Below are 23300 nucleotides of genomic sequence, written 5' to 3'. Positions count from 1 at the left end.
TCGGTTGGTTTAATCAAGGGGCTGTAATTGCTAAGTCTTTACTCGTATATTTTCCGCAACTATACGTATTTCCCCTGAGTTACATAAAATTGTCATAAATAGTTAATACTCTACGCGCATAAACATAAGGGGTAGTTATTTATGCGTGTTTCTTCTTTTACTCGGTTATTAGCTATTTTGCTAACTCTAGCCAGTATTTTATTAGCCATCACACTATTTTGGGCAAGCCAAACGTTACTTAAACTTGAGCAACAAGACAGCGCATACAGTAAATTAAAAAACACGATTTTAGTGGATTTAGCCGGTGACTTAGGCAGTTATTTAGAACAAGGTGATAGCCAATATTTAAATCAATCCTCTGCTTTAATTGAGCAAGTAAAAACACAGCAACTCACTGTGCTCCCCTCGGTACTTGCTGAGCAGTTAAACGAGCAGCTAAGTACGTTAGATACCGATATTAAAGGTAAGTACAGAGCGCTGGGAAAATTGTCGGGCAACGAAACGGCGTTACTTGATAATGCAATTCGCCAAATGGCTGGCTCAGCGTCGTCACTGATTGGTTATGCAAAAAAATCCTCTAATCAAAATAGCGATGCGCAATCTTATTACACACTTGGCGCTGATTATTATAACGAGGTGACCAACCTTGCCTTATTTACTTACCAACTAGTCGTAAGCTACGACAGCAATACTGAACAAAGTTTGCAGCAAAGTATTGCTAATTTAAATGCGTTAGCAGCCAAAATAGAGAAACTCCCTAATTTAGGTGTTATGAGCGAAGTTGACGAAGATGCTTTATTTTTTGACGAAGAAGCTGAAGATTTGGCCGATGAAATAAAATCTGAAATTACCAGCTGGCCTAACCGCTACCCTCGCGATTTAGCCAATACATTAGCTCAAGCACAACAGCGTGAGGCGGGCACCAATCAATTACGTAAGCAAATTAACTTACTCTCTAAAACCGTTATTAATGCAGAGCAGCAACTAAAACACGCACAAGGGGTGCTTAAAGAAAACGTCTTTTGGGTATTTTGTTTTGCTATTGGCGCTTTGGTAATGCTAGCCGCGGGTGTTTATATTGTGCAGCGTAACCAAGTGCTCAACCCACTAAGGCAACTAAGAGACGGGTTTGCCTTTTTAATTGAAAGTAACGAGCTTAAAAATATTAAAAGTAATAACCCAAAAACAGAGGTTGGCGAAATAGCCAGTTACTTTAATTTATTAATTGAGCGACAGCGCAAAGAAGCACAAGAGCGTGCCCAAATGCTAAAAGTGGTAAATGATTTTATGCAGCAAATGAGTGAGCATTTGCAAACTATTAGTCATAAAGCATCCATAAGCCATGGGCAAGTGGATCAAAACCAACATTTACTTGCCGATATTCAACAAATAGGCGAACAGGTAAATAATATTAACGCCCAAGTGGCTGATAACGCCCAACACACATTTAGTGCAATGGAGCATAGCTTAGGCTTTGCACAAAGCATGCTAAGTGCCAGCTCCGATACGCAAACACGGGTTGAGCAAAGTATGCAAAACCTACAAGAGCTACTTGCAGGGGTTGAAGGTGTTGGGCAAATTATTGAAGTGATCCGCAATATTGCCGATCAAACAAACTTACTCGCGTTAAATGCAGCAATAGAATCGGCACGCGCTGGCGAGCATGGCCGAGGTTTTGCTGTTGTAGCTGATGAAGTACGTCAGCTGGCCCGACAAACTCAGGGATCATTGAGTGATATTAATGAACAGCTAACTTTGCTGAGTGAAAAATCAAGTACAGTATCTACACAAATAGCGGCCTTGGCAGATGGCGCTCAGTCGCAAACACAAAATGCACAAGAGCTAAAAGTAAATTCAGAAGGCGTTGCCGATAACGCCCAGCAAGCCAACAAAGTGGCCTTTGAGGCCATGGAGCTTGCTAAGCAGCAAAGTAACTTACTCGATAACTTTAGTCATTCAATGCAAAGTATGAAAGGTCAAGTAAGCGAATCAAGCCTGCTGGTTGACGATATTCGCAGCCAGCTACAACAGCAAATGCAAACTATAAAAGTAAACCTTGGCTTATAAATACCTGCTAAAACAGAGGTGATTAGCGTTATACTGTAGGCCCATTAATCAAATGCTTTAAGGATTTATCATGATTGAACAAGGTCAAACGTTACCCGCAGTTACATTAACGCAGCTAACAGACGAAGGTATGCAAACTCACACTAACGCTGAGCTTTTTAACGGTAAAAAGGTTGTGCTTTTTGCTGTACCCGGTGCATTTACGCCTACCTGTTCAAATGCGCATTTACCTGAATTTATAACCCTTAGTGATAAAATTAAAGCAAAAGGTATTGCGGCAATTTACTGTGTATCGGTTAACGATGCGTTTGTAATGAAAGCATGGGGGGAATCTCAAAATGCACAAGAAATCGACATGCTTGCAGATGGCGATGGCAGTTTTACTAAAGCGTTAGGGCTTGATAAAGACACCGGCAGTTTTGGTGGAACACGCTCTACGCGCTATGCAATGGTAGTCGATGATAATGTAGTAACAGGCCTGTTTGTTGAAAAAGACAAAGAGTTTTTAGTGAGCCGTGCTGAGTCTGTGTTAGAAAAACTATAATCACTTTATAAAGGCCCTAAGTGCATGCACTTAGGGCCATTTTAATTATGGCTGGTATTGGCCACTTAAAGTTAAACCTGAAAAGGTTCTGTAAGCGTTAACGCTTAAATGCCATGTACCCGCCTGCGGATTACTAAACGTACATGTTTCTGCGTTGCCGTTTTTATAAGGACGACAATCGTAGCTAGATGCGGTAGGTTGGCTGCCAAACTTAACAAATAAATCAGCATCACCTGTACCACCTGAAGTGGTAACTGTAAATGTACTCATTCCTGCTGGCACATCTAAAGTGTAGTGCTTCCAATTACCTGTTGTAGCCGTTACATCGCTCACTGTGCCGCCACCGGCTTCTGGTGTAGTTGAACCGCCACCCGTAGAACCACCTGTAATATTACCCACTAAACTAACACCAGAGTATGCAGAGTAGCCACGCAGCATTACATGGTATGTACCAGCGGTTGGGTTATCAATAGAGCATTCTTCGCTATTACCGCCTTTGTACGGACGACAATCGTAGCTTGATGTCGTTGGTTGGCTGCCAGCGCGCACGTATAAATCTGCATCGCCGCTACCGCCACTCATAGTAAATGTCACATTCGTTGCGCCACTTGGTACGGTCATTGTGTAATACGCTTGTGAACTTGCAGCGCCGCTTAAGCCTGTTTTAGCTTCGCCATCTGTCAGTTCGCTATCGCCACCTGTAGGCGGTGTTGTACCACCACTTGCAGCAGCTACTGCGGCGGCTGCATCAACAATACCCGTACCACAACTTGTACACGTTGCAGGGAATGAGCGGGTGGTTGATTTTAAAATGCTTTCTATTTCATCTGGGGTCGCATTTGGTTTAGCTTGTTTTATCAGGGCTGCAACACCGGCAACATGAGGCGCCGCCATTGATGTACCTTGAGAGAACGCATAGCTATCGCTTGATGGTGTAGATGATCCTGAGTTATAGGTTGATAAAACCCCTTCAGAATCGTTTGCAAAGCTTTGGGCACCACCTGGAGCTGCAACATCAATATTGCTACCGTAGTTTGAATAATACGCTCGTCCGCCGTTACGTCCTACAGAGGCAACGTTTACAACGCCGCTACAGTTACCCGGGTTATAGTTTGCTGAGTTATCGTTATCATTACCGGCAGCAATAACCACAACTGCACCATTGCTACGTGCCGTGTTAATGGCATTTTGTGTGGTAGAGCTACACGAACCGCTGCCACCTAAGCTCATGTTAATTACATCAGCAGGGTTTGAGTTGGCAGGAATGCCCGATACACTTCCGCCTGATGCCCAAATAATGCCATCAGCAATGTCTGACGTTAAACCACCACATTTACCAAGTACACGTACAGGCACAACTTTAGCGCCATAGGCTACACCGGCAACACCTTCACCGTTATTAGTAACAGCCGCAACTGTACCTGCTACATGCGTACCGTGCCAGCTTGAGCCTTGTGCGCCGTTATTTCCACATTCGCCAGCAGCTACAGCATCACCCGGATCGCGTGCATCACTGTCGCGACCGCCGCCATCGTTTGCTACCGATAGGTTAGAGATCATATCGTAACCCGGTAAAATATTAGCATTTAAATCAACATGTGGGCGGTAGCCAGTATCAAGTACCGCAACCACTACGCCACTGCCTGTTGCAGTATCCCATGCGGTTGGTAAGTTTAGGCCGCCAGCTTGCTCGTAGTAGTGCCATTGATCGCCGTAACGAGGATCGTTAGGGGTTGCAAATGGTTTTAACATTTGATCCACTTCAATGTATTCAACATTGCCAGAATCAACCATTTCTTGCATAAACTCTTGTGCTTCTGCAGCGCTCAGTTTTTTATCTGCGCGCATAACGTGGTGGTTATTAAGTGCCATTGCACGAATATATTTCGCTTTCACTTTACCTTTTTTAGAAGCGAAATTTTTTACAAAGCGTTGAGCACGCTTTTTCATATTTGCGGGGCTCGCGTCAGCAGACGAAATGCTTAACATATCGTTCGCGCTATTTTTGTATTTAATAATAAACTGTGTTTCAAATCCCGACTGGGTTTGTAGTTTAGCTGAGGTTTCCGCCATTGAGGTTGAAACATCTTGAGCAACACTTGCAGATGCTGCAAATACCGTACTAATAGTAAGCGCGATAGCGCAACGCTTAAATGATTTACTTGTTGTCATAATTATCCCTAGTTGTTATTAGTTAGTTCGTAATATTAAATTACGAAACAGAAACAAAGGTAAATGATCTGTTAATTTCTTTAAAAGAATAATTGCTTATGTACCTATTTCTTTTAGTTATAACCTAGGTGTATGGTGACTTTGTCGTTGTTTAGTATTTATCATATAAAATAAAAATAAGTATAAAGTATTGTTATTTTTAAGTTGTTTAGAAAAGCCGAAAAATACTCTCAGTTACATTTGTTGCTATAAATCTAATAATAAATTCTATTCAGAGTGTTGAGGTAAACTTTGCTATAATCGGGCAAATTTTTGAGTAGGGCGAAGTAATGAATCAAGTAGATGTAATTGTGATTGGCGCAGGTGCAGCCGGATTAATGAGTGCTGCACAAGCAGGTTATCGCGGGCGTAGCGTTACAGTGCTTGATATGGGTAAAAAACCAGGCCGAAAAATCTTAATCAGTGGCGGTGGGCGTTGTAATTTTACCAATGAAAATGCCAGCCCAGAAAACTACTTATGCAGTAACCCCCATTTTGTTAAATCGTGCTTAAGCCGTTACACGCAACACGATTTTATTGAGCTGGTGGACCGCCATGGCTTGGCATACCATCATAAAACCTTAGGTCAGCTGTTTTGCGATAACAGCGCGCAAGATATAGTCGATATACTACTTACTGAGTGCGAGTGGGCAGGTGTTACTATTAAATTGCGCAGCGAAGTACTAAATGTGGCTAAAACCGACATTGGTTACCGTGTTACCACTGAGCAAGAAACACTTACTTGTGAATCGCTCGTTATCGCATCGGGCGGTTTAACAATGCCCAAACTAGGCGCCACTCCTGTAGGCTATAAAATTGCAGAGCAGTTTGGTTTAAACGTACTACCTACCATGGCGGCGCTTGTGCCATTTACTTTGCATCAACACGATAAAGAGCGCTTTGAGGGGCTTTCAGGTATTAGTATACCGTGCGAAGTGTCTAGCGAAGACGGTACAATATTTAAAGAAAATATTTTGTTTACTCACCGAGGATTATCAGGGCCTGCCATATTACAAATTAGCTCATTTTGGCGAGCGGGGCAGGCAGTAACGATAAACTTACTCCCTGAGCTCGATTTAAAACAGCAACTAGCAGATTGGCGAGAAACACAATCTCAAAAGTCATTAAAAAATAGCCTTGCAACTATTTTACCCAAACGCTTTATAGAAATACTACACGACAGTAAAGCCATTCCTGATTGTAATATTAATCAGCTTACTCATGCTCAAATAGATGATTTAGCAAACTATATTCATGCGTGGCAAATAAAACCTAATGGTACAGAGGGCTATCGTACCGCTGAGGTAACGTTAGGCGGCGTCGATACCGATGAGTTAAGTTCTAAAACCTTTGAAGCTAAAAAAGCCAAAGGCTTGTATTTTATAGGCGAAGTAACCGATGTAACAGGCTGGCTTGGGGGCTATAACTTCCAGTATGCGTGGAGTTGTGGGTTTGCATGTGGGCAATATGCATAAGTATTTCAGCGTATTGTGATAGGCGAGATAAAAATATTACACTCTTAATTAAAGGTAACTTTAAAGAGTGTAATATTAGTGCGTATATTTTTGCTGTTAAGTATTGCTGCTACAAGTTTTAATGCATTAGCATCAGAAAACTACAGCGATCATGAAGTGTTTTGCTTGCAACAGCCCCAAACACAATGCTTAGCTTATATTGAAACGCGCCTTAATGAAGCCAAAGGTAACCCTGCACAGTGGTATAAAATAAAAACCTACCAATTTGATTACTACTACGACTACCAACAGTTCGAAAACTTACTCAACGCTATTACTCCTTTTTTACAGCAAGATAAGCTGCCCGATGTATTTAAGCTACAAATGTATTTTTATTACGCGAAAGCACTTAATTATATTGGTAAAAAAGCAGAGGCTAAAGCGTATGCCGCTAAAGCGTTTACCCAGTTAGACGGGATTTATAATGCGTTTGGCGACCCGCTGCGGCTGGTGGAGTTGGCTAATCTACACTATGTATTTGGAAGTAAAAAAGTCGCCATGCGTTTGCTAATAGATGCAGAGCAACGTTTTGCAAAAAACAACGATCCTATTTTTCACTTAGAACTGCATGTAAACAAAGCACATATTTACTTAAAGTGGCAGCAATACAAGCAAGCTATACGTAGTAATTTAATGGCCTATAACGCCATAAAAAGCACTAATCATGTAGCTAAAATAGTGCTTGCGAGTGGTAATTTGGCTTACAGTTATCACCAAAATAAAAATTATAAAGAGGCTATTAGCTATTATAAAAATGCGTTCGACTACACCGAGCCACAAAGCATTTACCACGCTATTTATAGCTTGCGCTTAGCGCAGGTATATTTACAAATAGGTAAAAAAGCACAAGCGAAAGAATGGCTTAGTAAAATTGATAGAAACGCCACTATGTTTGGTAAAGGGCATGCTGCATTGTATAGCAAGCTGCAACAAGCCCTTACTAAAAATTAGCTTACAACAGCTGCTTTATAAGGGGCGCTTATGCCAGCGTATTGCGGGCCAAATATACTTAGCCCTTTAGCGCTGGTGAACTCTTTTGGCGCTGGTAAAATTACAACCGCTACATACATGCCTACCTCGTAATTAGGATTAGTAATGGGTGTGCCTGTTTGGCTGTTAATACAGCATATTAAATCGGGTATGGTTACGTGTACTTCGTCATTTAAAAACGCGGCCATGTTTTCGTTTTTAACCGTTATTTTGTAGCTGTTATTTACAAACTCACCTAACCCTTTAAGTGTTACTTCCCCAAGCGTAAAACCTTCTACGGTGTTAAATTTAAATGCGCTTACTTGGCCTTCAAAGGCAACAAAACCGCCTCCGTGCTTGGCAATTATGTGTGCGGTGTTAGCGTGCTGTGCGTTGGCTTCACGCATTGCTTTACCGAGTTTTAGCGCTTTACTAATTGTGCCGTGAATAACCGCGTTTTTCATTTGCTCAATAGGTAAAATATGGTCAATAGCAGCTATGTCATTACGGCTAATTTTAGCCAGTGCTCGCACGACTGTTTCGGCGCGTAAGTCGTCCATTACATTTTCACAAATAAAGCACTCACCAAATTCATTAGCGGTAATAATAGGTGCTGCGGGTAAGTTATTTAGATAATAGGTTGAGTGGGTGATCTCTGGTACTGCGCGCCCAGCGGGGTCGGCATCAATAATATAGCCGTCAAACATTGCTGCTAAGTAAAACGATACTGCGGTATTAGAGCCGCCAAGCTCACAGCAAATAGTGCCATAAATAGCATCATTACCTGTGTATTGTAGTGCGCGCTCATAAGCGGCTAAAATAGCGTGCTTGGTGCTGCGGGGCAGGTTTGCATAAGCGCGTTCTTCTTGTTCACTTAAAGCAGAAATTGCCCCTAACATGTAAGGCGTACAAACAAGCTCGCCCGCGGGGACTTCATCGGCACTAATTAGTTTAAAGGTTTTACCCTGTGCGAGTGCTTCGTCAATATAGGCAATGCCTTCACTTAATTCACCGCCGCCGCCAGTGCCTAAAATGGCGCAGCCGTATAAAATATCAATAAGTTGGTCACGATTAAGAATTTGCATGTGTGTATCGCTATTAGTTAACTAATACCCATCCTCAAAATAGATCATCTAATTAAGCAGATTGGTATAAAAACAGCAGGCCTAAAAAACACCTGCTGTAAAGGTGAAAAATTAAAACTGGTAACTGAGCTCTATACCGTAGCTACGAGGCTTATTAGGTTGGCGTACTAGATCTGTAACCCCATCTGCCAGTAGAAAAATATCTTCAATAGCACGTTCATCCGTAAGGTTGTCTACGTAAACTTGAACGCTCCATTGATCAGACTTAAGGCCTACGCCGGCATTTAGGTAGGTATAACGCGACGACTCAACCTCAGGAATATCAATACTGAATGTTTTAGGGCCTTCAATTAAAAGCTCTGCGCGCGAGAACAATGCCCATTCGGCGTTAAGTGCTAAGTTATGATTTGCCGAAAGCCCGTAGTTATATTCAGGCACCCAAAATTGTGACCTGCCAGCAAGTTCGGGGCGCAGTGCAAAGCGTTTAATTTCAGAATCAACAATACCTGCACTGAGGTTAATACTTAAATTGCTGGTGGCAGCAAAGGCGGCTTCAAGCTCTAAGCCTTTGGTTTGTACTTCGTCAATAGAGAGGTTTTCAAGGGTGAAGGTATCTATATTAAATTGGGTAAATTGCGCATCATCTTGCTCAATAATAAACGCGGCACCATTAAGGGTAACTTTGTTATTAAACAAAGCAGTTTTAAAACCTACTTCGTAGCTGTCAGAAATCTCTTTATCAAAGGTGCGGCTAATGCCGTCGGCCGGCTCGTTAAAGCCACCGCTTCTAAAACCACGGGAGTAGCCGGTGTAAAGCAGTAGGTCGTCATTCATTTGGTACGCTAAGGTAACTTTAGGCTGTAATTGGCTAAACGATTTTTTAGCGTAAGTGGCGTCTTTATTGGTTGGGTCGAACGACTCGCGAGTATCGTGATCGTAGCGCATTGCACCGGTTAGCTCTAACTGCTCGTTTATATCGTAGTTAAATTGCCCAGCAAGTGCCCATGCATCGCTGCTGTTGTTATCGATAATGGAAAGATAGGGCTCGTCGTTGGCAAAATCTGCACGCGTTAAAATTTCGGCATCGGTAAAATCATCATAAAATAATACGGCAGTATCGCGGTCGCGCTGTTGATAAAACGCCGACACTGACCATCTAAATGCCTGATCAGACTGGGATGTAAACCGCGACTCTACCGTTAACGATTCAATATCGTATAACCCTTCAGTGCCAAATGGGGCTCTAAAAAAGCCATCTTCGTCAATAAAGGTGGCATCGGCAGAGTAGTCGCCATCGTAAAAGTGCTCGTTTTGAGAATTGCTGTACGCGGTTACAAACTCAAACTTACCTAAATCATAATGTTGGGTTAGTTTGGCGCTTAGCTCATACACATCACGCTCATCTTGGTTAATAATATTTTGTGAGGTATTAATTGAAAAGTCTTCAATGGTGTCATCGCTCACCCCTTGGTAGTAAGCAAATCCGGCTTTGCTCGAGGTGTATTTACCTTTAAGATTTATTGAGGTGTCTTCGCTTAGCTCAAACTCTAACTGAGAGAAAACCGATTGCTCTTTTAATGGGTCGGCGTAATCGTCTGTGTAGGTATTTTTAATTAGCCCGTCACTATCTTTAATGTAACCACCAGCTCTAAAATATGCGGTGTTTTCGTCGTTAAGCGAACCCGATACAACAGCATTCAAATTATACGTGTTGCCATTACCTATTGAGCCTTTAATTTTACCTTCAAAGTCCTCAATGGGTTTTTTAGTTGTCACAATAACCGCACCACCAATGGCGCCGCGGCCATACAGTGCGCCTTGTGCACCACGCATAACTTCAATACGTTCAATATCAACTAGGTCTTGGTTTATAAACTCTAAATCGGGGGCGGTAACACCATCAACTACAAACGCTAATGGCGGATCGCCCACCTGCGGTGTAATTAAGCCACGAATAGTAATACGGGCTAGGCCAGGCCTAAAATTATCGAGCTGTGATAGGTTGGGAGTTAAATTAGCAACATCACGAAAGTTAGTAATACGTGATTTTTCGATTGTCTCGGCGCTAAATGCGGTAACAGAGTCGGGCACATTTTGTATCGACTCAACACGCCCGCGCGATATCACCGAAATTTTTTCTATGGTGTCAGTTACTGTTTGTTGTTGTTCTTGCGCATGCACATAGTTTATGCACGACAGAGTAACTGCCGATGCTAATAGTGTTTTACGAAAGCGTATTTTGTTGTATCTGCTCATGTTCTATGTCCTAATGTGACTATCATGGTGATGTTACTTAGTGATAAACATTGTCGCTTTTTCAGACAAAATAATATTTTGTAAACCCTTAATACAGCACACACAAATTGCTGAAAATAACGCTTAAGCGCGTAATTTTATGTATTTGTTGACCTTAAATTTACAAAATTAATTATTATTAAATGTGAAACCGGTTATGAAAAAAACGATAAAAATAGACAGGTACAATCAAAAAATACTGGCAATTTTGCACCTTACTGCAGACCTAACAAATGTTGAATTAGCTGAGCAAGTTAACTTATCGCCCAGTGCATGTTTTCAGCGAGTAAAAGCGCTAAAAGAGGCAGGGTACTTTAGAACCTTTCATGCGGATATTAATTTAGAGCAAATTTGTGAGCACGTGTTTGCCTACATGGAATTTACGCTAGAGGACAATAACCTAGCAGCACGTCGTAAGTTTTTAGCTGACATACACAACATCCCCGAAATAATGGATTGCATGCAACTAAGTGGCGATATTGATTATATTTCTTTTTGTTGCTTTGCAGATATTCAAGCACTTAATGCAATGTGCGACAGGCTAACCGGCAGCTCACAGTATACAATTAAAAAGCTGACTACACGCATAGTGCTTGAGCGCGCTAAGTTCTTTTTAGGCTACCCGCTTGAAAAACTAAAATGGCGAGACGAAATGAAAGTAGGCGATGAAGAGTAGCTCCCTAATTTAGATAAATAAAAAGGCGCATCACGCGCCTTTTATTGTTTAAAACTATTGCTGAATAACCGGTTTGGGCGCAATGGCTTTTGCAAACAGGGTATAAATAATGGCCGTTAATATAATGGCATCAATCACGGTAATGCCACTCATTGATACGTTAAATAAAGCGCCATTACACACCGCATAGGCTGCGCCTACAAACCATGCGCTAAACGCGGGGAGTGAAAAGTTAGCGTTATTTGCTAAAGCAGCTGCGCTATAAGCTTGGGGTTTAATAAACAGTGCATCAACAATAATTACGCCCGCTACTGGTATAAAAATATCAGACAAAAACGCTAAAAAGCTTATAAACATATCTAAAATATTAATAAAGGCGGCGCCAATTCCCACCAAACCTAATAACACAATAACCCACTTTTTATGCCAATGCGGGAAGGTAGCCTCCACGCTAAGTGCGGTACTATAAAGATTTAACGAATTTAAAATCCAGCTGCCTGCTATCACAATAAAAAACGCCGAAAATCCCAAATTGAGCGCAAGCATTAAGCTTAATATTTCGGTTTCTTGCATGGCGGCAGCGGCAAACACAGCAACAAAAATAACCAACAGCTCAATAACCATATATGCAATAAATGAGGTATACACGCCGCCACGCTTTTGCTTAGAAAAGCGAGTTATATCGGGCAATATTATTGCGCCAATAATAACGCCGCCAACAATGGCAGCTACACCATCTTCAAGCGAAAGCGCTGCTGATTTTTCTAAATTAATAAAATTAACCAATGGCATAGTATCGAGTGCGCCAAAAAGCATCATAGCGGTGACTGCAGCCAAAATAGGGATCATGATAGAGGCCAGTACGTTAATTGCTTTAAACCCATACAATGTGGTTATAAGCATGGCGCAACCTGCGACTATATCGATAGGCCATTCGGGCATAATAATATTAAATTCTGCACTGAGTAAGCGCACCACGGCATTAGAAAACAAATCAATATTTACGCCAAACCAGCCAATTAACGATAAAGCAAAGGCAATATTAACGATGCCCGCACCAGCATTACCAAACGCTATTTTTACCAATAGATAAGAGCTTAAGCGGCTTTTTACACCTATGGTGCCCATGGCGCCACCAATAATGGTTAAAATAAGTGAGCCAATAACTAATGCCCAAAGCGTGTTACTCACACTTGAACTTTGATATATTTCTAGGCCGGTGATAAAAGTGGGTAGTGAAAAGCTGAGCATTGCGGCTATGGCTGCAATGCGCGGCCAAGCAACAAGTTCGCTGGTATTAATACTGTGGGGGTCGTTCCCGTTTGGCATTGCCTGTTTCTCTTTTTTATTATCTTTTATATTACTATACGCCGCTGGCGTGCAAAATTTTTTACTATTAGGTGTTTATTCAAAATATGCGGTTTTAAAAGCAGGGCGTGTACAAAATTATATTTTGTGGTGATTATTATGTATTTGAAAAGCGCTATAAACTAGGCAAAAAAAAACCGCCAAAATGGCGGTTAAAAGGTCTACACAACAAAATATAACTATTTTTTGTTATTTTAATAACGCCAACACATCAAAGCAGGCACCCATAGTATGGTAATCAGTTTTACCAATAGGGCTTTTTTCGGTATCTATTTTTTTGTTATCTACGGTTAAAATTCTAAACCACGCACCGTATTGATGATCAACTAAGTGCTGCCATGAGTACTGCCAAATTTTGTCATACCACTGCTGGTATTTTTCATCCTCTGTGGTTTCATAAAGGTAGGCTGCACAACAGAGTGTTTCGGCTTGCACCCAAAAGTACTTGTCGTCATCGCATATGCTTTTATCTGGCGCAAATCCGTAACAAATACCGCCGTGTTGTTTATCCCAGGCAACGTTTATTGACTCATCAAATAACGCTTGAGCACGTTCTACAAGCCAAGCTTGTGGCTTATGCTTATTTAAAAACATTAATAGTTTTGACCACTCAGTTTGATGACCTGGCTGGAAACCCCACGGGCGAAACAAATTTTTTGGATCGTCTTTGTTGTATTCTAAATCAACCTGCCAATTTATATCGTAGTGCTCCCAAATAAGCCCACCCATTAAATTAGCTTGGCGATTAACCATGTTATCGGCAAGTGTAAGCGCACGATTTAAAAATAGCTCATCTTGAGTTGCTTCATACGCGGCAATAAGTGCTTCGCAGGTGTGCATGTTGGCGTTTTGGCCGCGATACGGATCGCACTTAGTAAAGTCACTGTTGTGCTGATCTTTATATAAACCTGCTCTTGTGTCCCAAAAATGTGTTTCCATTGTTTGAAATGTATCGTTTAGGTATTCGCGCGCCTGTGTAACACCTACACGGTATGCCCAGCTGTAGGCTAAAATCACGAACGCAAAGCCATAACAGTGGTTGGTATCATCAAGTACAGTGGCGTTACCTTTATCAACACTCAATAGCCAATTGTAGCCACCGGTTTGCTCAACAAAATGGTGTTTACGAATAAACTCAATACCCGATTTAACACGGTTTAGGTACTTTTCGTCATTAAAGGTTTGGTACGCACGTGCATAGTTAAATACAAACCGAGTAGAGCTTACTAGGTGGCGAGTTTGCTTATCAAATACCTCACCATTATCTGAAAAGTTTTGGTAAAAACCGCCATGCTCATCGTCAATGTTAGGCTCATAAAATGCCAGTGTATCGGCAATGTGCTGCGTTAAAAATTCGCGGCTTTTAAAGTTATCAGGTGTGTGGCTCATAGTGTGCTCCTAAAATCATTTAGTGATTTTTCGTTAGGCAAAGACGTAAATGCCCCTTTGTAAGATGCGGCATGGGCACCACATAACGAAGCAAATTCAAAAATAGTTGTGAGTGTTTCGGGGCTGTCGCAAAGCTTACTAAAAGAGCTAGGTGTCAGATTTTGTAAGCCTAGCTGATACAGCAACCCACCTACAAATGCATCACCTGCGGCGGTGGCATCAACCATAGTCACTTTTTTTGGGATAAGCGTTTGCTTGGCATTTTTTGTGTACCAATGCATTGGGTTGCCTGCATCGGTAACCACAAATAACTCACAGCCATTATTAAGCGTATGAGCAATAAATTCTTCACCCGTTTGTTCACCCGCTAAGTATTCAAGCTCTTCTTTTGAGGCTTTAATAATAGAGCAGTGTTTTAGTAAGGGTAAAATATGCTCACGCGGATTGGCATTACTTGGCCATAAGTTAAGGCGTAAGTTAATGTCAAAACTGACAATCGCATTATTTTGTTTAGCAAATTCAACACCGTAAGCAGTTGTTTTACGTATGCGCTCGTCGGTTAAGGTGTTTGAGCAAATATGAAATATGTCGCATTGCTCAAACCATTCACTCCTAAAGTCATCATTATTAAAGCGTAAGTCGGCGGTGTTATCGCGATAAAACTCAAACGTACGGTCGCCGTCGTCATCAAGCGATACAAACGCAAGGGCAGTTTTAGCTTGGCTTGTAAAGCGCATAAAGTCGGTTTTTACACCTTGCTCTTTTAAGGCGTTATGTAAAAAACTGCCAAAACTGTCGGTGCTCAGCATGCCCGCAAAGTAAGCGTTACCACCTAGCTTTGCAATGGCTACGCTTACGTTTGCAGGTGCACCACCTGCAAACTTAGTAAATGCTTCGTGCTCGCTGTTGTTTTGACTTAATTTATCTGAGAGTAAATCAACCAGTACTTCACCAAAACATATTGTGTGTTTCATGATGCTGCCTTAGTTATTAATCAAGTAGCCAATGCAGTGCAATTGCTGCTGTCCATGAGAAATCTTTACCTCCACAGCCTGCGCCAGTCTCTGGGTTAAAGTATTCGTAGTAACCCGATTTAAGCACTAAGCCGCGGGTGTCATCCTGAATTTTTTCAGCAGTTGTCACAAAGCCTGCTTCTTTTAGGCCTGTGGCTATCATCCAGTTAATGTGTAACCAAATAGGGCCGCGCCAGTAACGCTGTGGTTCGTACTTTTCTTCTTTAGGGTGGGTAGATGCCACACTAAATTGGCTCGACTCAATAAAGTCTTCAGTTGCGGTATTAATTATCTGGGCTTGCTCGTTAGATGTTAAACCAGCATAAACAGTTAATAGTGCTGCTGAGGTTTTAACTTTAGCTAGGCTATTTGTTAGCACGTCTTTACAGTAAAAGTATTTGCTTTTATCACACCACAGGGTGTTAATAGATTGTTGTGTAAGCTCAGCACGTTGGGCTAAATAATCGGTACGTGCATCGTTTAAACCAAGTTGTTCACCCATTTCGAGTAAATCTTTTGTGGCACGATGCAAAATAGCAATAATACCTAGGTCGTTCATTTTGTACGGGCAGGTTTCGTAAATTACTTTGCTATCAAAATTGTTACGTTTAAAAAAGTCTACTAGGTATAAAAAGCGGTCGTACTCACTTTTATGTGGGCGCTGCGACGAATCTACATGGCTTGTATCGCGACGAGTGTACTCCCAGTCAACACATGGCACAGCTTGGAGTGCGTCATCCCATGATGGGCTGTTATCCATGCCCGACTCCCACGGATGGTAAGTCACTACTAAACCTGTATTTTCAGGATCGCGGTCGTTGTACCACCATAAATGGTAATCAACAACCTTTGAAAATAGCGCCTTAACCTTTTGCTCTGCAAGGGTTTTATCTTGTGCGCTTGCAAGCATTTCTTTCATTACTGTGGCCACAACGGGTGGCTGCGAAATAGACGTACTTTTAATTTTTTTGTCTGATCCCCACACATCCGGACCTGGGAAATACGTGTCGGCATCTTTATGAAATAAGATATGTGGCACCATGCCGTCATCCCACTGACCTGAAAATAACACATCAATTTCTTGCCACGCACGCCCCTCATCAGACTTCATCCAACCTAGCGCAGTTATAGCTGAATCCCAGTTCCATTGAAACGGGTAAAGGCCATGGGTTGGTACTGTATAGCCACCTAAATCGTTTGCTATAAGTGTTTTAGTAGCAAGCTCTGCAAGTGATGAAGCAGTGACTGCATCAATTTTACTGCTGTTTATAGTAGTCATATTGGGTGCTCTTTGTGTGTTTTTTTCGATTTGGATAATATTAAAGCACTCATTATGGGTTGTAAATGTTTTTTTTCTGTGCTTAAATCCTGTTCGAAGTAACAAAAAACTAACATGTATATCTTGATTATTTCTACTTTACTTAGCCACACTCTAAGTAAATACACACAGACAACTAGCACAATTGGAGAATACCCGTGAATAAAACAACGATCGCCTCTATTGTATCTTTATGCCTCACACAGGGCGCGTTTGCCGCAGAAGAGTCTGCGCCAGATACAGCAAAAAAAGCTAATAACGTTGAGCGTATTATCGTCTCTGGTACCAGTAAAGGACGTGTAATTTCAGATACTCCACAATCTGTAACCTCAATTAGCGAAGACGAATTAGTAAAGCTTTCATCAAGCAGCCAAGCAGATGTACTCCGTTACATCCCTGGTATTAAAGTAGAAGGGGGCGGTGGTGAGGTTGCAACAAACCTACAAGTAAGGGGCTTGCCTTCGTCGGGACAGTTTCAGTTTACGCCTTTATCGTATGATGGTTCACCTAGTTTGAGTGTTTTTGGCTTAAACTCGTCGGCATTTGATGTTTATTACCGTAATGACTTAGGTATTGAGCGTGTAGAGTTTGTACGTGGCGGTGTATCTAACTTATTTGGCCAAGGTTCTGTAGCGGGTATTATTAACTACATTTCTAAAACAGGCAGTGATGATCCGCAAAGTACCGTGCAAATGGAGCTATCTGATCAGGGTCGTACTCGCTTAGATTTTGCTACAAGCGGGCCGCTTAACGAAGAGGGCCTTTACTATGCGCTATCGGGTTTTTACCGTTACGACGAGGGCCCGTTAGATACAGGACTTGAGACGAAAGGTACCCAGCTTCGCGGTAATATTCGTAAAGAATTTGATGACGGCTCAGGCTCATTTACGGTTTATGGCCAATACATTGACGATCAAGCGCAGTTTTACCTTCCTATTCCGCTTGATGGCGGCAGCCGTGAGCGTTTAATTGGTAACGATGGCAGCGAAGTGGAGTCACTACAAACTGCTAATGTATCTAACCTTACCTATGATACTGCAAATGGTCGTTATGAATCGCCAATTAGCGATGGTGTGGTTACTAAAGGCGGCTCTATTTCAGTGGTGTTTGAAAAAGAGCTAGCCAACGACTTTGCTATTAACATGCGCAGCAAATACGCAAAGTACCAGCACGAATTTAACCTATTTTTAGACGGCGACGGTATTATTAACGTCCCTGAGAGCCAAGAAGACTTTTTGGCTAACCGTGGTTTAGGTGATGCAAGTGGTGCAGCGTTTACTTACACCGCATCGGGGCAGGCACTTGCAAGTGATGACTTGCTATTTGCTAACCGTATTTTAGACCGCGATCGCCCAGCTGAAGATTTTTCTGCCGAGTTTAATGTTATTAAAAGTATTTTTGTTGGCGATTTTAGCCACGATATTACGCTAGGTACGTTTTTTTCACACAGTGAAGCTGATGACGATAATGTTATTACGACTTACTTAGGTGAGTTTAACAATAACCCTGAGCTGGTGGATTTAACGTACACCAATGCCGATGGCGATGTTGTTCAGTACACACAAAATGGCATTAGTGGGCCTGGTATTTCATACACTAACCAAACAATTAGCGCCACGCGCCGTGCACTTTACATAGCGGATCAAATGGAAAGCGATGATTGGATTATCGACTTTGGTGTACGCTATGAAGAAATAGACGGCAAAATTAGCCGTGAAGGCAGCCAAGTCGTTCAGATTTCTGATGACCCAACGCTTGCCCCTAATTTACAAGTTAACACTACGGGCAGTGGTGTAATGACTTACGGTGAAGTCGACACCTCTGAATTTGCGGTATCAGGTGCGGCGTTATATCGCTTAACTGATAATTTAAATGTATATGCCAATGCATCACGCGGGTTTTTCTTCCCAGAAATTAGAGGTATTCAGTTTAACGATTTAGGCGAGCCTGCCAGCTACGAAGCCGAAATTGTTGAGCAAGGCGAACTAGGTGTTAAATTTTTTGATAACGACTTTAGCGGTAGCATCGCGTTATTTAGAACTGACTTAAAAGACAGGCGCAGCGTAGACTTTGTAAACGATGGTAACGGGGGCGTATTAGAGCTGCCAGTTATGCAATCGACCAAAGCAACAGGCGTGGAGCTTACTGGTCGTTACGATATTACCGACGAGTGGGCTGTTGATGCCAACATGACTTACACCGACCACGAATTTACTGAGTTTGACTCAGACCCTTCTATTATTGGTAATGAGTTACGCCGTAAACCAAAAATATTATTTAACTCATCCATTAGTTACACCGCAGATAGCTGGGATGCTGCTTTGTATCATAACTTTACCGGTAAAAACTATGCCAACGATGCAAACTCGGTAGAGCTTGATTCATTTCACTTATTTAGATTTGATGCAGGTTATAACTGGCAAATTGCACCGGAGCAAACAGTACGTCTAAGCGTAGGGGTATTTAACTTGTTTGACTCTGATGGTGTAACCGAAGGCTCGCCGCGTTTAGGTAATAGCCAAACGTCAGACAACCCTTACTTTGTAGGTCGCCCAATTCTCCCACGACGCGTCACATTAAGAGTTAAATACGACTTTTAAATAAATGCTTTATGCCTATTAACCTACTTTGGGGTTAATAGGCTTTTTGCATTGTGATGCATTTTTCAGCTAAGTTAGTGATAGGTTTATTTTTAGGTACTGTTTAGAAGTAAGCAAATAACAAACTTGGTTTTTATTTTTGAGAAGGCGCTGTGTTTTCTTATTTTGAATACGCGAAATAATTATGAATATATTAGATTTTTCAATAGTTGCTCTCTACCTTGGTGCCTTATTGGTGATGGGGTTTATGCTACGCGAACAAACCAATAAAAGTGATTACTTTTTAGGGGGTAAAAGCTTAGGGTGGAAACCGCTGGCTTTGTCGGTAATGGCCACTCAGCTTTCGGCTATTAGTTTTATTTCGGCTCCTGCATTTGTTGGTTTGCGTGAAGGCGGTGGTATGCAATGGCTCTCGTATGAGTTAGGTGTACCGCTGGCGATGATTTTAATTTTAGCGACTATTTTACCTAAGCTTTATAAAAGCGGCGTTGTTAGTATTTACGATTACTTAGAAATGCGTTTTGGCCGCTCAACCCGTGTGCTTATTAGTGTGGTATTTCAGTTTAGCCGCGCATTTGCCACCGGTATTATGATTTATGCCGTATCGCTTATTTTACAAGGCACCATGGGCATAGAAGCGTGGCAGGCTATTGTACTAACCGGCGTTATCACTGTGCTATATTCACTGCAAGGCGGCATGAAAGCCGTGGTATATGGTGATGCCATTCAAATGATCATCATTGTACTGGGTACCATTGCCTGTATTGGCTTTGGGCTTTATCACTTAGGTGGTGTTGATACCTTTATTGCTAATGTTGATTCGAGCCGATTAGAAGCTATAAAGCTTGATTCGTTTGGCTTTAGTGGTGACGGCTTTGGCTTTTTACCTATGATTTTTGGTGGTGTGGTGCTTTACGCTTCGTACTACGGGTGTGACCAAACGCAAGCACAGCGTGCGCTTAGTGCAAAAGATCCTAAAAACTTGCGCTACATGATTTTAGCCAACGGGGTCGTGCGTTTTCCTATTACTATTTTATATTGTGTGTCGGGTTTAATTGTAGGCACACTGGCTATGACTAATTCTGATTTTTTAGCAAAAATTCCTACCGATAATCCAGATTGGATGATGCCAATATTTATTTTAGATTACTTGCCGCATGGCCTAATTGGTTTATTAGTTGTGGCTATTTTATCTGCGGCTATGTCGTCACTTAGCTCAGCTATTAACTCGCTTTCGGCGGTCAGCATTGAAGATTACAGCCGTATTTCTAATAAAGAGCTAGACCAACCAACGTATTTAAAACTGGCTAAGTACTTAGGCTTAGCATGGGGCGCAATTACGCTTGTGTTATCACTTTTTGCGGGTGACATAGCGCCCACTATTATTGAAGCCATTAACAAAGTAGGCTCACTATTTTATGGCCCAATACTCGCAGTATTTTTAATCGCAGTGTTAAGTAAACGAAGTGCAGCCCTACATGCAAATATAGGTTTAATTAGTGGTGTACTAATTAACTTACTGGTGTCGATATTTGCGCCCGATGTATTTTGGTTTTGGTGGAACTTTATTGGATTTGTATGCACTGCAATTATTATTTATGTAACCAGCCGCGTTATTCCTCGTGACGTAAACGAAGTCGCTAAAGCGCAAAACGCTGAGACAACCTCAAACTCTATTTTAACCGGTAAAGATATCGTTATGCTGCTGAGCATGTTTGTTGTGATGGTATTAATTTGCCTTGCTATTCCTTCAATTTTTTCGTGAGCTTTGACTAATGGATGCTAACAAGTCGTTTTTAATCGATTTATTTACCACTGCGGTAAATGCCTGTAAACCAAGTGCTTGCATGAGCAAGTATTTAAAAAATATAGATGCCAGCAATGGCTTATGTGTGGTAGGTGCCGGTAAAGCAGCCGCAGAAATGGCCGCTGAGATTAATCGCTTTTATGGTGATAAATGCTTTGGCGCTGTAGTGACGCGTTATGGCTACGAAAGTGCTGGCGATATTGGGCGCATAAAAGTACTGAGCGCTAACCACCCAACGCCAGATGATAACAGCTTAGCTGCAGGTAAAGCACTGTTAGAGCTTGTAATAAATAACCCTGCCGATATTCCTATTTTGTTTATTATATCAGGTGGTGGCTCGTCATTGATGTGCCTGCCTGTTGATGATGTACCGTTTGCGCAAAAGCAGGCACTTAATCAGTTTTTACTTAAAAGTGGTGCAAGTGTTGATGAAATTAATGTTGTGCGCAAACAACTCTCGCTTGTTAAAGGGGGCAAGTTAGCGCAAGCGGCTAAATCGGATTATGTAACGCTGATTATTTCTGATGTAGTAGGCGATAAGCCAAGCGATATTGCATCTGGCCCCACTATTAGCGATGGCAGTACTAAAGCTGATGCGCTGGCTATTTTACAAAAGTATAATTGGCCAGTTATAAGTGAGATTGAAGCCCATTTACTAAAACCTGAGCAAGCGCGTGCAGCCGATACAGTGGGAGAGCACTTTATTGTAGCTAATGCGCAGCATGCGATTGATAGTGCTATTGATGTAGCACAGCATCAAGGTTGGGATACGCAAGTACTTGGATACGATATTCAAGGTGAGGCAAAAGAGGTTGCCCGCGTACACGCTAAAATTGCCCTTGAGGAAAAAGCAAAAGGCAAGCGCGTTATGTTGTTCTCAGGTGGCGAGCTTACAGTAACCGTTGCCGATGTATACGGCGATGGCGGTCCTAATCAAGAGTATTTAATGGCACTGGCTGATGCGCTAAACGGCGAAGCGGGTATTTACGCAATAGCGTGCGATACTGACGGCGTTGACGGTAGTAAAGATGTTGCTGGCGCGTATATAGATAGCAGTACGATTGCTCGTGCAGAGGCCGCCGGCGAGAACTTACAAGCGCAGTTACAAGGTCATAATAGCCATCAGTTTTTTAAAGCCATTGATGATTTAATTATTACGGGGCCAACAAACACTAACGTTAACGATTTTAGAGTCATTGTGATTGAATAGGCACTGCGCCGTACTTGTTCTTTATAATGGTTTAACGTAATCTTGTGCTCCAATTTTATTAGGGTTAATAGCTATGTTTTCGCTAAATAACAGTAACTTATTACGCTCAGGTTTTGAGCTTGGAAAAGGCGATAAGCTTTTTCAAGACATTGAGCGTGATATTATTAAAGTGGTGTTTTGGGAGCAATGCGTAACACAAAGCCATATTGTGAGCGCCACCCGAATTCCGCAACAAACTGTCTCGCGTTTACTTAAGTCGTTAACCCAGCACGGCGTAATAGTGCAAACCGATACACTCATTCCTAATAAAAAAGGCAAACCTGGTTTTGGCATTGCGCTAAACCCTGATTACGGGTTTACCTTTGGTTTGGCTATTTTACTTGATGCCATTTCACTTGCGGTTATGGATTTTACTGGCAAAGTGGTTTACACCCACATGCAGTTAATGTCAGATATGAGCATTAATAACGTGCTTAAATGCGCGCAAAAACTGGTGGATGATATAAGCGCAGAACGCGATATTCCAAGCGATAAAATACTGGGCATGGGTGTGGGTATTTCAGGCTTTTTTAGTTCTATGGACGGTAAAATGAATACCCACCATATGCTAGAAGAGTGGTCGCAAGTTGATATTATCGATATTGTATCGCAGCACTTTCAGTTACCTACTTGGGTGGTGAACGACGCCACAGGCGCAGCCGCTGGCGAGGGCGTTGCAGGTATTGGCCGTGAATACAAAAACTTTGTATATATGTTTGTATCGGCCGCATTTGGTGGCGGTATAGTTAATAATAGCGACGTACTGCGTGGTACTTACGGTAACGCTGGCGAGCTTGGCGATATGCTACCGCCTAAGCTATATGCTCATCCTAATTTAGAGTTACTAAAACGTATTTTGAAAAAAAATGGCGTTGCGGTTAATTCAATTTACGATTTACACGATAACTTTGACCCAGAATGGCCAGGCGTTGAAGAGTGGCTATTTAAAGTTCAAGACTCGTTTGATTTAGTGGCAACTTGTTGCTCAGCGCTATTAGATGCTGAAGCCATTATTATTGGCGGCCATATACCTAAAGAGCTGGCTGAAAAAGTAATCGCCCGCACAGAGGTGTACGCGCAATTTAGACGCGGGGCCAAACGCCCAATGCCTAAGCTGGTGGTGTCTAATATTGATAACTTCCCGGTGTCGATAGGCGCAGCCACCTTGCCATTTAGAGAGCTGTGTTTGTAGTTT

The 23300-nt window shown here is 42.0% G+C and carries 16 protein-coding genes; 9 read left to right on the top strand and 7 right to left on the bottom strand.

Features of this window, described 5'->3' with window-relative positions:
* Positions 1 to 141: 141 nt before the first annotated feature.
* Positions 142 to 2067: a methyl-accepting chemotaxis protein gene (locus tag QUE46_RS14330; RefSeq protein WP_286245349.1), complete on the top strand. Its 1926-nt coding sequence runs from the start codon at positions 142 to 144 to the stop codon at positions 2065 to 2067.
* A gap of 70 nt (positions 2068 to 2137) precedes the next feature.
* A complete protein-coding gene (locus QUE46_RS14325; RefSeq protein WP_286245348.1) occupies positions 2138 to 2611 on the top strand; it encodes a peroxiredoxin in 474 nt (157 codons plus the stop codon).
* Between the two features lie 45 nt (positions 2612 to 2656).
* Here QUE46_RS14325 and QUE46_RS14320 read toward each other — a convergent pair whose 3' ends face one another.
* On the bottom strand, positions 2657 to 4783 hold the full coding sequence (locus QUE46_RS14320) for a S8 family peptidase (protein WP_286245347.1): 2127 nt from the start codon (positions 4781 to 4783) through the stop codon (positions 2657 to 2659).
* Between the two features lie 329 nt (positions 4784 to 5112).
* Between QUE46_RS14320 and QUE46_RS14315 the strand changes: the two genes are divergently transcribed.
* The gene (locus tag QUE46_RS14315; protein WP_286245346.1) at positions 5113 to 6297 is read left to right on the top strand and encodes an NAD(P)/FAD-dependent oxidoreductase; all 1185 of its coding nucleotides are present in this window, start codon (positions 5113 to 5115) and stop codon (positions 6295 to 6297) included.
* Between the two features lie 78 nt (positions 6298 to 6375).
* Positions 6376 to 7287: a tetratricopeptide repeat protein gene (locus QUE46_RS14310; RefSeq protein WP_286245345.1), complete on the top strand. Its 912-nt coding sequence runs from the start codon at positions 6376 to 6378 to the stop codon at positions 7285 to 7287.
* On the opposite strand, the gene QUE46_RS14305 is transcribed toward QUE46_RS14310, so the two are convergent.
* Both QUE46_RS14305 and QUE46_RS14300 read right to left on the bottom strand, forming a co-directional pair.
* Positions 7284 to 8390, bottom strand: a complete 1107-nt coding sequence (locus tag QUE46_RS14305) for a DUF917 domain-containing protein (protein ID WP_286245344.1) — start codon at positions 8388 to 8390, stop codon at positions 7284 to 7286. The two genes, QUE46_RS14310 and QUE46_RS14305, sit on opposite strands and share 4 nt — an antisense overlap.
* A 111-nt stretch (positions 8391 to 8501) precedes the next feature.
* Complete coding sequence (locus QUE46_RS14300) at positions 8502 to 10646, bottom strand: TonB-dependent receptor (protein ID WP_286245343.1); 2145 nt, start codon at positions 10644 to 10646, stop codon at positions 8502 to 8504.
* Positions 10647 to 10842: 196 nt separating this feature from the next.
* Between QUE46_RS14300 and QUE46_RS14295 the strand changes: the two genes are divergently transcribed.
* Positions 10843 to 11361, top strand: a complete 519-nt coding sequence (locus tag QUE46_RS14295) for an Lrp/AsnC family transcriptional regulator (protein WP_286245342.1) — start codon at positions 10843 to 10845, stop codon at positions 11359 to 11361.
* 54 nt (positions 11362 to 11415) lie between these two features.
* On the opposite strand, the gene QUE46_RS14290 is transcribed toward QUE46_RS14295, so the two are convergent.
* The 4 genes from QUE46_RS14290 to QUE46_RS14275 form a co-directional block, all read right to left on the bottom strand.
* A complete protein-coding gene (locus QUE46_RS14290) occupies positions 11416 to 12690 on the bottom strand; it encodes a cytosine permease (RefSeq protein ID WP_286245341.1) in 1275 nt (424 codons plus the stop codon).
* Between the two features lie 228 nt (positions 12691 to 12918).
* Positions 12919 to 14118, bottom strand: coding sequence for an AGE family epimerase/isomerase (locus QUE46_RS14285; RefSeq protein ID WP_286245340.1), 1200 nt, complete (start codon positions 14116 to 14118; stop codon positions 12919 to 12921).
* On the bottom strand, positions 14115 to 15092 hold the full coding sequence (locus tag QUE46_RS14280) for a carbohydrate kinase (RefSeq protein WP_286245339.1): 978 nt from the start codon (positions 15090 to 15092) through the stop codon (positions 14115 to 14117). The genes QUE46_RS14285 and QUE46_RS14280 overlap by 4 nt, the downstream gene beginning before the upstream one ends.
* 16 nt (positions 15093 to 15108) lie before the next feature.
* Complete coding sequence (locus QUE46_RS14275) at positions 15109 to 16410, bottom strand: trehalase family glycosidase (protein ID WP_286245338.1); 1302 nt, start codon at positions 16408 to 16410, stop codon at positions 15109 to 15111.
* Between the two features lie 197 nt (positions 16411 to 16607).
* On the opposite strand from QUE46_RS14275, the gene QUE46_RS14270 reads away from it, so the two are divergent.
* The 4 genes from QUE46_RS14270 to QUE46_RS14255 all read left to right on the top strand — a co-directional run bounded on the left by QUE46_RS14270 (position 16608) and on the right by QUE46_RS14255 (position 23297).
* On the top strand, positions 16608 to 19049 hold the full coding sequence (locus QUE46_RS14270; protein WP_286245337.1) for a TonB-dependent siderophore receptor: 2442 nt from the start codon (positions 16608 to 16610) through the stop codon (positions 19047 to 19049).
* A gap of 184 nt (positions 19050 to 19233) precedes the next feature.
* Positions 19234 to 20814, top strand: a complete 1581-nt coding sequence (locus QUE46_RS14265; RefSeq protein WP_286245336.1) for a sodium:solute symporter — start codon at positions 19234 to 19236, stop codon at positions 20812 to 20814.
* 10 nt (positions 20815 to 20824) lie between these two features.
* A complete protein-coding gene (locus QUE46_RS14260; RefSeq protein ID WP_286245335.1) occupies positions 20825 to 22066 on the top strand; it encodes a glycerate kinase in 1242 nt (413 codons plus the stop codon).
* 73 nt (positions 22067 to 22139) lie between these two features.
* Entirely contained in the window at positions 22140 to 23297 is a 1158-nt protein-coding gene (locus tag QUE46_RS14255; RefSeq protein WP_286245334.1) for an ROK family transcriptional regulator, read from the top strand.
* Positions 23298 to 23300 lie beyond the last annotated feature (3 nt).

The organism is Pseudoalteromonas sp. MM1 (assembly GCF_030296835.1).
Taxonomy (GTDB): Bacteria; Pseudomonadota; Gammaproteobacteria; order Enterobacterales; family Alteromonadaceae; genus Pseudoalteromonas.
The sequence above is the reverse complement of the archived record's forward strand: the minus strand, read 5'-3'. Positions and strand labels throughout refer to the sequence as shown.

What these genes read in the sequence shown, in the direction of transcription:
- QUE46_RS14280 (WP_286245339.1), bottom strand. Translation starts at nt 15,092, where the DNA reads ATGAAACACACAATATGTTTTGGTGAAGTACTGGTTGATTTACTCTCA.
- QUE46_RS14315 (WP_286245346.1), top strand. Translation starts at nt 5,113, where the DNA reads ATGAATCAAGTAGATGTAATTGTGATTGGCGCAGGTGCAGCCGGATTA.
- QUE46_RS14285 (WP_286245340.1), bottom strand. Translation starts at nt 14,118, where the DNA reads ATGAGCCACACACCTGATAACTTTAAAAGCCGCGAATTTTTAACGCAG.
- QUE46_RS14330 (WP_286245349.1), top strand. Translation starts at nt 142, where the DNA reads ATGCGTGTTTCTTCTTTTACTCGGTTATTAGCTATTTTGCTAACTCTA.
- QUE46_RS14255 (WP_286245334.1), top strand. Translation starts at nt 22,140, where the DNA reads ATGTTTTCGCTAAATAACAGTAACTTATTACGCTCAGGTTTTGAGCTT.
- QUE46_RS14275 (WP_286245338.1), bottom strand. Translation starts at nt 16,410, where the DNA reads ATGACTACTATAAACAGCAGTAAAATTGATGCAGTCACTGCTTCATCA.
- QUE46_RS14290 (WP_286245341.1), bottom strand. Translation starts at nt 12,690, where the DNA reads ATGCCAAACGGGAACGACCCCCACAGTATTAATACCAGCGAACTTGTT.
- QUE46_RS14300 (WP_286245343.1), bottom strand. Translation starts at nt 10,646, where the DNA reads ATGAGCAGATACAACAAAATACGCTTTCGTAAAACACTATTAGCATCG.
- QUE46_RS14305 (WP_286245344.1), bottom strand. Translation starts at nt 8,390, where the DNA reads ATGCAAATTCTTAATCGTGACCAACTTATTGATATTTTATACGGCTGC.
- QUE46_RS14325 (WP_286245348.1), top strand. Translation starts at nt 2,138, where the DNA reads ATGATTGAACAAGGTCAAACGTTACCCGCAGTTACATTAACGCAGCTA.
- QUE46_RS14295 (WP_286245342.1), top strand. Translation starts at nt 10,843, where the DNA reads ATGAAAAAAACGATAAAAATAGACAGGTACAATCAAAAAATACTGGCA.
- QUE46_RS14260 (WP_286245335.1), top strand. Translation starts at nt 20,825, where the DNA reads ATGGATGCTAACAAGTCGTTTTTAATCGATTTATTTACCACTGCGGTA.
- QUE46_RS14320 (WP_286245347.1), bottom strand. Translation starts at nt 4,783, where the DNA reads ATGACAACAAGTAAATCATTTAAGCGTTGCGCTATCGCGCTTACTATT.
- QUE46_RS14265 (WP_286245336.1), top strand. Translation starts at nt 19,234, where the DNA reads ATGAATATATTAGATTTTTCAATAGTTGCTCTCTACCTTGGTGCCTTA.